The sequence below is a fragment of the Variovorax sp. OK605 genome (genome assembly GCF_900115445.1).
Lineage (GTDB): Bacteria > Pseudomonadota > Gammaproteobacteria > Burkholderiales > Burkholderiaceae_C > Variovorax.
Genome location: NZ_FOWL01000033.1, coordinates 1 through 12,914, shown reverse-complemented (window position 1 = coordinate 12,914; position 12,914 = coordinate 1). Strand labels below are relative to the sequence as shown.

Here is a 12,914-nt window from a genome sequence, read left to right as displayed (position 1 = left end):
AAGCACCCCAAAAATGGCGATCCTTTGGCCCCATTGCCTTTGATCGCGACCCGTGGGAAGCTAATTGAGACGCCTTTCGCTCGTTGTAGGAACGGGCCGCGCTTCGCGTACAAGCGCATCCGTGCCTGAAGGGGTCATGGAATCGGCGCTGTCTTCGCGTTGCACCCTATGGGCTGTCTAGGCCGATGGAGGCCCCTCGTGGTGTGCGTACTGGCCTTGTCAGCCGAAGCGGTGGAGACGCCTTGGTCCGAACCCGTCTCGTGGTCCGAGCCCGACGTCTCCGTCTATCCCGATCCTGTGGTTTTGGCGGGCCTTGGGCCGGGCTCGGGTTTCAGGAGCGGATGCGTCCCAAGCGGATCGCACCCTTGCGCTCAAACCGACGCAGGATCGCAGCCAGCGACGAGTAAGGAATCCCGATGCCCCCCAGCATGAGCGCCGTGGCTGCTGCCTTGGGCGTGCGGCACTTCTCGGGTAATCCGGACACGGCCTTCAGCACGCTCAGCTCTCGCGCATTCAGCGGCGCACGCAGATGGATGAACTGATTTTGTGGCCCGGGCCCCTTCACTCCGCGCACGGCATCACGGATATCACCGGCGACTTCGCGCCTCCTGTTCGAAGGAGTCATGGCTACGCAATGTGCACGTCGATCCTGACCTCCTTCTGAACGAATGAGCCCCTATCGGGAGCGTGATGCAGCTGTGATGGGAACCACAACGATTCCTTTTCCCAAAGCGGGCATTTAGATCGACCCCATTTGCCCGTAACCGTCGGCTCACTTAAGGTCCGCGCAGATCTGCAACCCCACAGCCCGCTCCATGTCATCGCGCCCCAACGCCGCCCGGACTGGCATTTCCCGTCACTTCTATCCGCACCTCGCGCTGGCCGTTGTCCTGTTGTTCATTGCCATCTGGCTGGTTTATTGGTTTGTCGTTTCCCAATGAAATCTCTTCATCAACGCGCTCACGCCGAGCGTCATCGAACGCATCGTGTGGCCTGGCTGCGCGCGGCGGTGCTGGGCGCCAACGACGGCATCATCTCGACAGCCAGTCTCGTCGTCGGGGTGGCGGCGGCCCAGGCAAGCCACGCGAATATCCTGACGACAGCGGTAGCGGGTCTTGTGGCCGGTGCCATGTCGATGGCCGCCGGCGAATTCGTTTCGGTGTACTCGCAGGCTGATACGGAGGCGGCCGACCTCGAGCGAGAGCGCCTGGAGTTGCATGCGGACCCGGAAGCCGAGCATCGCGAACTGTCAGCCATCTACATGGGCCGCGGGCTGGATCGCGCCCTGTCTCAGCAGGTCGCGACTCAGCTCATGGCGCACGATGCGCTGGGCGCCCACGCACGCGACGAACTGGGGATCACGGAGGCGTTCAGCGCACGTCCGCTGCAGGCGGCGCTGGCTTCTGCCGCGAGCTTTTCCGCGGGTGCGACTTTGCCACTCGCCGTGGTCGCGCTGGCACCTGCGGCCACGCTGTTGCCATGGACGGTGGCGACGGCGATCGCGTTTCTGATGCTGCTGGGTGCCGTCGCGGCCCGCATCGGCGGCACACCCGTGGCCAAGAGTGTCTGGCGCGTGGCGTTCTGGGGCACCGTGGCGATGGCTGCGACAGCCGCGGTGGGCACGGTGTTTGGCACGCTTGCGTGACCCGGCGCAGCCCACCCCACGCAGTCCCTGCCAATACTCAAGGGTGCGCAGTCCGTGTCGCAAACCGGCGAGTGGCCTTGACCTCTCAGCGGCCATCCTGACCGCAGGCGACGCATCGGACAGGACTCGCGGTGGGATTGGAGCGCTCGCCGCCTTCGCTTCAGTGGGCAACTGCGCGCTCAAACCGAGAGCGTGCGCTCGGTCACGTCCTGGAGTATGGCCTTGGCGCCTCGACCCAGACCAACTTGCCGAGCGTGGCTGGGCGGAGACGCCTGCGTTGGATTGATGCCGTGGCGTGGTGCCAGGTCAATGCTCCGCCGGCGGACACCCGCGATGTCGCGCAATAGCAGAGCGCGAGACGGCGCGTCCTCGAACAGCCGCCAAGCGAGCAGACGGAAAATGCACTAACGGCATGGGAGTTTGCATTGAAGGCGGTGTTCGCGTGTTCATAGGCTTCCGTTTGCCGTTAGTGTATTTGAAAAACGGGAAGGAGATCCCGGCCGCGCCACTGAGACGCACTCGGTCAGTGACTGTCCGGTCACCAGGCCCGGCGAGGCCTGCCATGGGAAGAACAGCCTGTGCCTCGATGCTGAAGGAATCCAGCCGGACGGCGGGTGTGACGCCATCCGACGCCGGAGATAACGGAGGCCCGAAAGACCACGCGCGTGCACTCTCCTCCTGCACCGGCGTGAAAATTCGCAACCACCCCCCGTTGGGGTACTCCACAACCCGCTCGCAGGCGACCCACACAAGCGCGATGGCCTCCGAGGCGCTTCCTACAAGGTCGCCCGGCGCGAACGAAATCCGTCCAGCGGTTTGCCGGCCGCCAGTGCATCGCGCGGCCGGCGCGGACAAGATCCGCGCATCCCCTAGCATTTGCGCTGCAACACTGTAAGCAGTGCCTGCGCTGCGTGCGCCTCGGCCGGCGTTGCCGATTGGACGGGCCCAGCCACGCGTTTGTCGAAAGCACCTGCGGGTGATGCCATCGGCAGTTCGACTTCCTTCATCCGTGCGAGAACTGCCGTCACTTCCTTTGTCGGAGTTGCTCCGCTTGGGCTTGCAGTTCGGCAATCTGCTGTTGAAGCTCGCCGTATGTTTCAGCCATGGGATCTGCTTTCATTCTAGGAATGTCCACCTACCACCAGTTGACTCGGGCATTGAACGGACGGCTCTTCCCCCCATTTTCGAACACGCCCTTGGAACGCCACCGGGCCGTCGGCATCACCATGCAACCGCTCGGAAAGCAATTCGATTTACAGCCTCGGCATGGCCAGGCGCGATGCGGCGGACTCTTAAGCCGCGTCGCATGTATCCAGAGTTGCAGCGACCGGATGTGCTTGTCACCGACAAGCTCTTGGTTTGCATCGCGCCGGACGCGGCATGGGACTACACAAGAGATGTCAGCGCACCTTAAGTTGCACTCTCAAGCCAGCGTCAATTACGACGGCTGTGGCGCGTTTTGATCGATTGACTCGCTCAGTTTCATGTCTCTGATCACCATCCTCGTTGAAGACAGTCAAACGATCCGAAATAATCTGATCCCGGCCTTGTCCGAGCTGGCTCAAGCCCACGTGGTTGCTGTGGCGGGGTCTCCGCTTGAAGCAGCGACCGTGCTCAATGCCCATCGCGACGTATGGCAACTCGCAGTGGTCGACCTTTTCTTGTCCAATGGGTCCGGCCTCGCCGTGTTGGATCAATGCAAGCTGAGACACGCTCGCCAGCATGTCCTGGTCTTGACGAACTATGCTACCCCGGACATCCGTATGCGTTGCCTTGAACTGGGTGCTGACGGGGTGTTCGACAAATCCACCGAGCTCGATGAATTCTTCGAGGTGTGCCTGCGATACGCTCAGTCCTAGATGCGGCAGCGCGCGCTTGGTCCAGGCGGGTTGCGGTCGCCGTCCCCACGCATGCACTGCAACTTTCTGACTTACGTTCAAGCAAGCCATCATCGACAAAATCACGCACGAGCTGGCCGTGCTCAAGCGCATGAAGTTCGGCGCCAAGGCCGAGCGCTACAGCCCCGAACAGGCGAGCCTCCGCAAGGAGGCTGTGGAGACCGACATCGAGGCACTGACCTGCGAACTGGACGGCATTGCTCAAGGCAAACAGGGCCGCGACCGACCGGCAGACCGCGCGGCGCTTGCCGCCTCTAGTCCATCTGCCGCGTCGCGACGTGCAGCACGCCGCACAGCACCACCTGCCACTGTGGCTGCGCGCTCAAACGCATCGGCGAGACATCGCGGAGAAGCAGGACTACCAGCCTGGTGTCTTCACCGTGGAGCGCCATGTGCGTGGCAAGTGGGTGTGCTCGCAATGCGAGACGCTGGTACAGGCGCCGGTGCCGCCGAACGTTATAGACAAAGGCATCCCAACCGCCGGCCTGCTGGCCCAAGTCCTGGTGGCCGAGTACGCCGACCGCCTCCCGTTGTACCGACAGGAGGGCCTCTTTGCCCGCACAGGCATGGCGCTGCCACGCTCCACGCTGGCCCAGTGGGTTGCCGCTTGTCGATGCCCTGAAGCGGGAGCTGCTGTTGCACCCGGTGATGCACGCCGACGAGACGCCCGTGGCCATGCTCAAGCTGGGAAATGGCAAGACTCCCCGCGCCTACCTGTGGAGCTACTGCAGCACGCACTTCGCTGGCATGCACGCGGTGGTCTTCGACTTCGCCGAGAGCCGCGCAGGCCACCATGCGCGCGGTTTCCTTGGCGTCACACTGACCGCAGGACGGCGCGGTGCGCCGGTTTGCGACGACTTCAGTGGGTACGAGCAGCTCTTCTTCGTGGGCATCTCGAAGCAGGTTGCCTCGCCCACCGGGATGTCCATAGCGTCGCGCCGACTGACACAGGACGCTTCCAGATGAAATCATTCACTTGCAGTCGATGCAGAAGTCGCGCCTTATCTGAGAACGTCTCGCGTGAGAGCTGCCGAAGCCCTTGGCTTCTTTCGGCACGAGGTGATGATGTCTACGTAAAACAACAGTTGTTGATCCCGAAGAAAGACAAATTCGCCTTACAGTAAGCCAAAGGTGTCTTCGATGCGGATCGGCTTTCGCCGGCGATTGCGGAACGCTCGCGCCGATGCACTTCGCTCCGCTCAACAGAATTGCCGTGCCATGGAGCGTATCGCGCGCGTCCCGTACCGCGGGCTCTGTCCTCAGCGGCGGCATCGCCCTGTGGGTGTTGCTCGGTTACGCGTTGAATGCGCCAAGCATGTGGCTCCCCTTGCCCGACCTGCCTCCGACGCACCCCTACACGGCGCTTTGCCTGTTGATGCTCTCGGTCGCGCTGCTGCCGGGACGATCGACCGGACTCCCCCGCGCGCTCGCACGCGTCGCGGTGCTGGCTGCGCTGTGCCTCATTGCGATCCGGCTGTTTGTTCCCCTGACGGGCGATCAGCTCTTCAGTGACTTGACGCCGTTTTCTGACACGCTCGACTCGCAGCACCAAGCCACCGGCAGAGTCATTGCGATGCCGCTGAATGTGGCGTTGACCTTGCTGCTGTTGTGCCTCGGTGACATCGCGCGGCGCATGCGCTACTGGCTGGCGTCGCAGTTGCTAGCCACCGCCTCGCTGGCAATACTCTTCATTGCCTTCGCCGGTAACCTCGGCGGCCTGCTGGTCTTCAAGGGCGCGATGGCGCCCTTCACGATGGCGGGCATCACATCCCTGGCGCTGGCGCTCCTGTTGGCAACCTCGCGCCGATCCTTCATGCGATCCCTCACCGCAAGGTCGGAGCCGGGCCGCCTTGCGCGCCGCCTGCTGGGCAGCACGGCGTTGATACTGGCACTGGGGGTCTGGCTCATGGCTCGGCGGCTGGACTACCCTGGCATGCAATTACCGCCGGACGGCGTGCTGCTGATTTATCAAAGCGCGTTCATCATCGCGTTGATCTGGGTGGTCGTCACCATCAGCACTGTGCGCGCCGACGGCGTGGATCGCTTGCGAGGCATTGCCGAGCGCCTCACGCAGCGAGCCGCCGATCGAGATGCCCTCACCGGGCTGCTCACGCGCAACAAGATGATGCACTTGCGCCGAAGCACGAGGGCCGCCACGGTGTCGTCCGCCAGCGAACTGCTCATCGACCTGGACGGCTTTCGGGCAATCAACGAAGCCTTCGGCGCTGCCGAAGGCGATCACGTTCTGGTCGAAGTCGCAGCGCGCCTGCGCAGCGTCGCCAACGGCCATCTGGTGGGTCGCATCGGCGGCGACGAATTCGCCATCTGCTGCGCGGACTTGACAGCCGAGGCGGCCGAGCAATTGAGCGATGCGGTCATGCAGGCACTTGCGCGGCCCTACACGGTGCGCGGACGCAGCTTTCGCCTGGCGGCGAGCGTCGGCACTGCGCACACGAAAGAGACCCATGGCGCCAACCTGGCGCAAGCCGCCGATCAAGCCATGTATGTCGCCAAGGCCCGTGGCGGCAATCAGACCGTGACCTTCGAAAAAGCCATGCACGACGTGCGCAAGCAGGAGGTGGAGCTTGAGCAAGACCTGCATCGGGCCTTGATCAACGACGATGAGCTCTGGCTTTCTTTCCAGCCAGTGGTCGACGTGGCCAACCGCCAACTCGTGGCTGTCGAGTCGCTCGCGCGGTGGCGTCATCCCCGGCTTGGCGCCATACCGCCCGACCAGTTCATTCCCCTGGCGGAACGCAAGGGCTTGATCGCTGCGCTGGGCCGAAAGCTGCTCGGTCTGGCGGTCGATCAGGCCGCGGCATGGGAGCAAGCCTCAGCCGGCCAATGGCCGGTGATCAATCTGAACGTGTCGCCTGCGCAGTTCGCCGCCGGCGACGTGATCGAGGACCTTCTGGCGCTCCTCGTAAAGCGAGGGCTGCCGGCCCAACGCTTCTGCATCGAAGTGACCGAGGGCGTGTTCGCTGACGGCAACGCAGTGGCCGCGCTGGAGCGAGCGCGCCAGCACGGCTTCAAAGTGGCAATGGACGACTTTGGCGTGGGCTATTCCACGCTCTCCCAACTGCCTCGAATGCCCCTCACCTCCTTGAAGCTGGACCGCAGCTTCATCGTCAACGCCGGCGAGAGCGAAGGTGACGCCGCCGTGCTCCGGTCCATCGTTCAGCTCGCACACGCGCTCAAGCTTCTGGTGGTTGCCGAGGGGGTGGAGACGCAGGCGCAATTCGATCTGGCGGCGAATTGCGATTGCGACGCCATCCAAGGCTACTTCATCGCGCGTCCCATGGCGCCTGAGGACTTCGACCGATGGAGGAGAGACACGCTCGATCGACCCTCCTTCGGAAATGTACCAACGCGCCAGGTTGTGCAAGGGCTTGTCACAGCACCATGAGGCGCCGTAGGGTCGACGGTGCTCGTGGTCAATGGGCGCAAACGGGGTTTGCTTAGCCGTTCTCCAATTGCGCTTCGCTGTGTTCAGCGACGTTCCCTCTGGCTGAAATCTCGCGTCGGTACACTTCAAGGGGCTCAGCCCATGAATTCACATCGACCTGCAACCCGTGCCGCAAACTCTTGGCAACCCCGCCACGGACGGTCGTGTGGAAGATGTGTCAAAGCAAGGCGTCGATGAAGTCTCTTCGCGGCCAGCTTCTTTTTTTCTGGGTGCTGCTGTTCGGCATGTGCGCCGCGTTGGCGGTGGTGATGCTCACGCTGTATCGCAGTAGCGCGGGTGCGCAGGTGGCGGCGGGGCGCAGCGCCACCGAACAGTCGTGCCGAGCCATCGCGGCGCGGTATGCCAAGTCGGTCACACCGCCCGCGCCGACCGCTCCCGCGCAACCGCAGCTCGACCTGCTCCAGGTGTTGCTGCAGCTGGTGCTAATCGAGGCGCCGCACGTGGAAGGCGGTGTGTGGCAGGCCGCCGGCGGGCAACTCGCCTACGCCTACCCGACCTATGAAGGCAGCGGCGTCAAGCGCGACGTGCCCGCGGCCGAGCAGCCGCTCATCGTGGAGATGGCGCAGCTCGCGGCGCGCACCCGGCAGCCGCAGACCGACGTGGTGCGCGGCAGCCGCGAGGCGCTGATCGTGTCGGCCTGCCCGCTGGCCGCGCCGGCCAACGACCTTGCGGCCTGGACCATGACGCGCACCAACGGCGGCGCGCTGGCCGCGCAAGGCAGCCTGCGCACCGGGCTGGGCGTGCTGCTGGTGCTGGTGCTGGCATCGGGCCTGTGGCTCGGCTTCATCCTGCTGCGCGGGCTGCGCCATGTGCAGCGCCTGGAAAACCGGCTGGTGCAGGCCGATGCCGACGGCGGCGCCATGCCCGAGCTGCCGCGCACCGGCGTGCGCGAGCTCGACCGCATCGTCGATGGCTTCAACCACTACCGCTTGCGCTTCGAGGAAGCCCGTGTCCACCTGCGCGACGCCGCGCAGCAGCGCAGCCGCGACCAGCGGCTGGCCGCGCTGGGGCGCATGACAGGGGGCATCGCGCATGAAATCCGCAACCCGATCGCCACCATGCGGCTGAAGGCAGAGAACGCGCTGGCCGCCGCGCCCGAGCGGCAGGGCCAGGCGCTGCAGGCCATCGTCGGGCAGATCGACCGGCTCGACGGGCTGGTGCAGAGCCTGCTGGCGCTGGTGCAGCCCGTCACGCTGGCGCCACGGGAGGTGGTGCTGCACCGTTGGCTCGACGAGCGCGTGGCCGTCGCGGCGCCCAAGGCCGACGCGGCGGGCGTGCAGGTCACGCTGCGACACGACACGCCCGCCAGCGCCGTGTTCGACCCGGTGCATCTGGCGCGCGCGGTGGACAACCTTCTCGACAACGCAGTGCGCCATGCGCGGCGCGGCGGCCACGTGATGCTCTGCGCATTGCAGCCCGATGCGCGCACGCTGGCGATCCGCGTGGACGACGACGGCCCCGGCGTGGCCGAGTCGCTGCAAGCCAGCCTGTTCGAGCCCTTCGCCACCGGCCGCGCCGACGGCACCGGGCTGGGCCTGGCGCTGGCGCGCGAGGTGGCGCTGGCGCACGGCGGCGAGCTGCATCATCGGCCGCTGGCACCGGGCACCCGCTTCGAACTGGAGCTTCCATGGCGCATCTCCTGATCGTCGACGACGACGACGCCTTTCGCGACACGCTGGCCGAAACCCCGCAGGGCCTGGGCCATGAGACGGTCACCGTCGCCAACGGCGCCGAGGCGGTGCGGGCGGCATCGCGCGAGCGCTTCGACGCCGTGTTCCTCGACCACCGCATGCCCGGCATGGACGGCCTGCAGACACTGGAGGCCATGCAGGCGCGCCTGGCGCGGCTGCCGCCGGTGATCGTTCTCACCGCGTTCTCGCGCGCGGGCAACACCATCGACGCGATGCGCCTGGGCGCCTTCGACCACCTGACCAAGCCCATCAGCCGCGAGGCGGTGCGCGAAGTGCTGGCGCGGGCGTTGCAGCAGCAGGCGGCGGGCTCTCCTTCGGGTGCTGCGCACGACGACGGGAGCGACCTCATCGGACCGAGCCATGCGATGCGCGAGGTGCACAAGCGCATCGGCCTGGCGGCCGCCCACGCGATGCCGGTGCTGGTGCTCGGCGAAACGGGCACCGGCAAGGAAATGGTGGCGCGCGCGTTGCACCGCCATTCGGCGCGCGCCGGGCAGCCCTTCGTGGCGGTCAACTGCTCGGCCATTCCGAGGGAGTTGCTCGAGAGCGAGCTCTTCGGCCACGTGCGCGGCGCCTTCACCGGCGCCACCGGCGAGCGGCCCGGGTGCTTTCGCGCGGCCGACGGCGGCGTGCTGCTGCTCGACGAGATCGGCGACATGGCGCTGGACGTGCAGGCCAAGATATTGCGCGCGCTGCAGGAGGGCGAAGTCACCCCGCTGGGCAGCCACCGCACGGTGAAGGTCGATGTCCGGGTGGTCGCGGCCACGCACCGCGACCTGGCCGCCGCCGTGCGCGAGGGACGCTTTCGCGAAGACCTGCTGTACCGGCTCGACGTGCTGTCGATCCGCATGCCGCCGCTGCGCGAGCGGCTGGCCGACATCATTCCGCTGGCCGAGCACTTCCTGCGGCGCGCGGCCGGCTCCGGCAGCCCCAAGGCGCTGTCGGCCGACGCCGCGCAGCGGCTGCTGAGCCACCCGTGGCCTGGCAACGTGCGCGAGCTGCGCAACGTGATGGAGCGCTGCCATGCGCTGGTGCGGCACCGGGTGATCGGCGAGGCGGACCTGGCCGAGCTGGCCATCGGGGTGAACGCCGCGCCGCGCGGCAAGGCGACCGACGCGCTGCCCGCCGACTGGCTCGAAGGCGACCTGCCCGCCGCCGTCGAAAAGCTCGAGCGCGTGCTGATCGCCCATGCGCTCGCGCAGACCCATGGCAACCGCGCCGAGACCGCACGGCGGCTGGGCATTCACCGCCAGTTGCTCTACCGCAAGCTGGCGCAGTACGGGCTCGACTGAGCCAGGGTGTCCGAAAAGCGGACACCCGGTGTCCCCGGATCATGCGGTTGCGACCCGTGCGACTCGCGCAAGCCGTTGATTTCAAAGGGTTCGTGCGCTGGCACGTTGTGTGAGATGTCCATGGCATCCATCCACACAAGGAGCCGCCCATGACACCGCGCATCGCCTTCGTCGCAACCGCCTGCTTCTGCCTGCTGGCCGGCAGCACGGCCTTTGCCCAGATGCCGCCACCGGCCGGCGGACCGCTGCCGCCGCCACCCGGCGCCACGGCACCCATGCCACCCGCCGCGCCCGAGGCGGGCACCGTTGCCACCGGCCGCGTGCAGCAATGGTTGCTCAACCCCAACGGCGAGGCCGACGGCCTGCTGCTGGCCGACGGCACGCAGGTGGCGTTTCCACCGCACCTCTCGGCCGCGGTGATGCAGGTGCTCAAGCCCGGCGACACGGTGCAGGTCAGCGGCTGGCGCGCGCCCAACGTGCCGGTGGTGCGCATGCAGTCGCTCAGCGCCAACGGCCGCAGCGTGAACGACCCGCCGCCGACGCCCGGCATGGCCCCGCCGCCGCCGCGCGAGCCGGGCGCGGCCGGCGCCTTGGATGCCATGTCGGCGGACGGGCGCATCGAACGCCTGCTGTACACCGACCGCGGCGACGTGCGCGGCGTGGTGCTGGCAGACAAGACCATCGTGCGCTTTCCACCGCACGTCGGCGCGGCGTACAGCGCGCAGCTGCAACCCGGCGCGCCGCTCCATGTGCGCGGCTGGGGCACGCGCGGCGCGCAGGGCACGGCACTGGAGGCGACGAGCCTGGGCGCGACCGCGGGCACGGTGCGCGAGGTGTTCGGCGGACCGGGGCTGGAACCCGCGCCGCGCGGTCCGCGCGGGCAGGTCGGCCCCGGCGGCCTCAAAGGGCCCCGCGGCCCGACACCGCCCGCCCCGCTGATGGCGCCTCCGGCCCCGGTGCCGGCGTCCTGATCTTCCTGGCCCGCCCGCCATGACCAACGCCGCCCCGTCCCCGTCCCGCCGCAGCCTGCGCGCGCTCGACGCGCTGGCCTTCTTCGCGCCCGACATCCAGGGCGGTGTCGGCCCGTTCCTGATCGTCTTCATGGCCGGCACGCTGGCCTGGGACCCGCAGCGCATCGGCACCGTGATGTTCGTCTCGGCGCTGGTGGGGCTCGCGGTGCAGGCGCCGGCCGGCGCGCTGATCGACAGCGTGCGGCACAAGCCGCGCTGGATCGCGGGCGCCGTCGCGCTGATTGCGGCGTGCTTGGTGGTCATGGCGAACTGGCCGGGCTACGGCGTGATCCTGGCGGGCCAGTCGCTCATTGGCGCGGCCGGCACGCTGGTGGCGCCGGCCATCGCGGCCACCAGCCTGGGCATGGTGGGCCGCGCCGGGCTGGACGCGCGCGTCGGCCGCAACGCGGCCATCACCGCGGCGGGCACCGTGCTGTGGGCACTGGGCACCGGCTGGGTCGGCCACGCCTTCGGGCCGCAGGCGATGTTCTTCTACGCGGTGGCGATGGCGCTGCCGACCATGGCGGCGGCCATGCTGATCCGCTCGCGCGATGTGGACGCGCGCCTGGCACGCGGCGCCGACGCCGAAGCGCAGGCCGGTGCCGCGCCCTCCGCCGGGCGCTGGTACGACCGCCGCCTGGTCGTGCTGCTCGTTTGCGCCTTCCTGTTCCACCTGGCCAACGCCGCGATGCTCACGCTGGTGGCGCAGAAGGTCGGCACGCGCGCCGGAACCTCGGCCACGCTGTGGCTCTCGGCGGGCGTGATCGTCACCCAACTGGTCACCATTCCGATCGGCCTGGCGGTCGGGCGCTGGGCGCCGCGGCTGGCGCGCAAGCCGATCTTCCTGGCGGGTTTCGGGGTACTGCCGGTGCGCGGGCTGCTGTATCTGCTGGCCGACAGCCCGGCGGCGCTGCTGTCGCTGCAGGTGCTCGACGGCATCGGCGCGGGCATCTTCGGCGTGATGCTGACCTTGACCATCGGCGACCTCACGCGCGGCAGCGGCCATTTCAATTTCGCGCTCGGCATCGGCGCGGCCTGCGTGGGCCTGGGCGCGGCGCTCAGCAACCTGCTGGCGGGCACGGTCGCGCACCTGGCGGGCTACGGCATGGCGTTCGTGCTGCTGGCGGCCATCGCGGCGGGTGCGCTGACGCTGTTTGCGCTCGCAATGCCGGAAACTCGCGGCCGACGCGATTCGATGGCGAACGCGCCTGCCGCTCCCGTTCTGAGCACCGCCGCTCCATGACCAAAGACACCGTGTCCACCCCTGCCAACGCGTCCGATCCCCACGAGGGCGGCGGCAACGGCCTGCTCTGGGTGCTGGTGGCCGTGGCCGTGCTGTTCGCCTTCCTGCGCCCGCGCGCGCCGATGGACTGGCTCGGCCTGGTCGACTGGCAGACCGTGGGCGCGCTGGCGGGGCTGCTGGCCATCACGCAGGGCGTGGAGAAGAGCGGCATGCTGCAGTCGGCCGCCCAGCGCCTGCTGGCGCGCACCACCGACCTGCGCCAGCTCGCGCTGCTGCTGGTGGCCACGGCGGCGGTGCTGTCGGCGCTGGTCACCAACGACGTGAGCCTGTTCCTGCTGGTGCCGCTCACGCGCGTGCTGGCCACGCAGGCGCACCTGCCGTTGGCGCGGCTGGTGGTGCTGGAAGCGCTGGCGGTGAACGCGGGCTCTGCCCTCACGCCCATCGGCAACCCGCAGAACCTGTACCTGTGGCACCGCACCGGCGAGAGCTTCGGCGGCTTCATGCTGATGATGGCGCCCACCGTGCTGGTGATGCTGTTCTGGCTCTTCGTGGCCGTGTGGCTGCTGGTGCCGCGCACGGCCGTCGCGCTCAAGCCGGCGGCCGAGGCCGCGCCGGTGCAGCCGCGGCTGCTGGCGCTGTCGGGCGTGCTGTTCGTGGGCTTCGTGGTGG

General features: G+C 67.7%; 10 protein-coding genes and 1 pseudogene. 10 read left to right on the top strand and 1 reads right to left on the bottom strand.

Annotated elements, in window-relative coordinates; all coding sequences use genetic code 11:
- Window positions 1-331 precede the first annotated feature (331 nt).
- A complete protein-coding gene (locus BM013_RS39580; protein ID WP_093136111.1) occupies window positions 332-625 on the bottom strand; it encodes a hypothetical protein in 294 nt (97 codons plus the stop codon).
- A gap of 190 nt (window positions 626-815) precedes the next feature.
- On the opposite strand from BM013_RS39580, the gene BM013_RS42080 reads away from it, so the two are divergent.
- The 10 genes and pseudogenes from BM013_RS42080 to BM013_RS39530 all read left to right on the top strand — a co-directional run.
- Window positions 816-941, top strand: coding sequence for a hypothetical protein (locus BM013_RS42080; protein WP_256221895.1), 126 nt, complete (start codon window positions 816-818; stop codon window positions 939-941).
- Window positions 938-1,645, top strand: coding sequence for a VIT1/CCC1 transporter family protein (locus tag BM013_RS39575; RefSeq protein ID WP_093136108.1), 708 nt, complete (start codon window positions 938-940; stop codon window positions 1,643-1,645). The genes BM013_RS42080 and BM013_RS39575 overlap by 4 nt, the downstream gene beginning before the upstream one ends.
- Before the next feature lie 1,484 nt (window positions 1,646-3,129).
- Window positions 3,130-3,504 carry a response regulator gene (locus tag BM013_RS39570; RefSeq protein ID WP_093136105.1) on the top strand — a complete coding sequence of 125 codons (375 nt, stop codon included), beginning with the start codon at window positions 3,130-3,132 and terminating at the stop codon, window positions 3,502-3,504.
- A 70-nt stretch (window positions 3,505-3,574) separates the two neighbouring features.
- Window positions 3,575-4,460, top strand: a pseudogene (locus BM013_RS42075) (IS66 family transposase); the annotation flags it as partial.
- 266 nt (window positions 4,461-4,726) lie between these two features.
- A complete protein-coding gene (locus BM013_RS39555) occupies window positions 4,727-6,949 on the top strand; it encodes a putative bifunctional diguanylate cyclase/phosphodiesterase (RefSeq protein ID WP_093136100.1) in 2,223 nt (740 codons plus the stop codon).
- 233 nt (window positions 6,950-7,182) lie between these two features.
- Window positions 7,183-8,652 carry a sensor histidine kinase gene (locus BM013_RS39550; RefSeq protein WP_093136097.1) on the top strand — a complete coding sequence of 490 codons (1,470 nt, stop codon included), beginning with the start codon at window positions 7,183-7,185 and terminating at the stop codon, window positions 8,650-8,652.
- Complete coding sequence (locus tag BM013_RS39545) at window positions 8,637-9,992, top strand: sigma-54-dependent transcriptional regulator (RefSeq protein WP_093136094.1); 1,356 nt, start codon at window positions 8,637-8,639, stop codon at window positions 9,990-9,992. The genes BM013_RS39550 and BM013_RS39545 overlap by 16 nt, the downstream gene beginning before the upstream one ends.
- 149 nt (window positions 9,993-10,141) lie before the next feature.
- Entirely contained in the window at window positions 10,142-10,963 is an 822-nt protein-coding gene (locus tag BM013_RS39540; RefSeq protein ID WP_093136091.1) for a hypothetical protein, read from the top strand.
- A gap of 19 nt (window positions 10,964-10,982) precedes the next feature.
- Window positions 10,983-12,245: an MFS transporter gene (locus tag BM013_RS39535; RefSeq protein WP_093136089.1), complete on the top strand. Its 1,263-nt coding sequence runs from the start codon at window positions 10,983-10,985 to the stop codon at window positions 12,243-12,245.
- Window positions 12,242-12,914, top strand: a 673-nt coding sequence (locus BM013_RS39530) for an SLC13 family permease (protein ID WP_143098509.1), incomplete at its 3' end; no start/stop codon positions are given. The genes BM013_RS39535 and BM013_RS39530, both read left to right, overlap by 4 nt.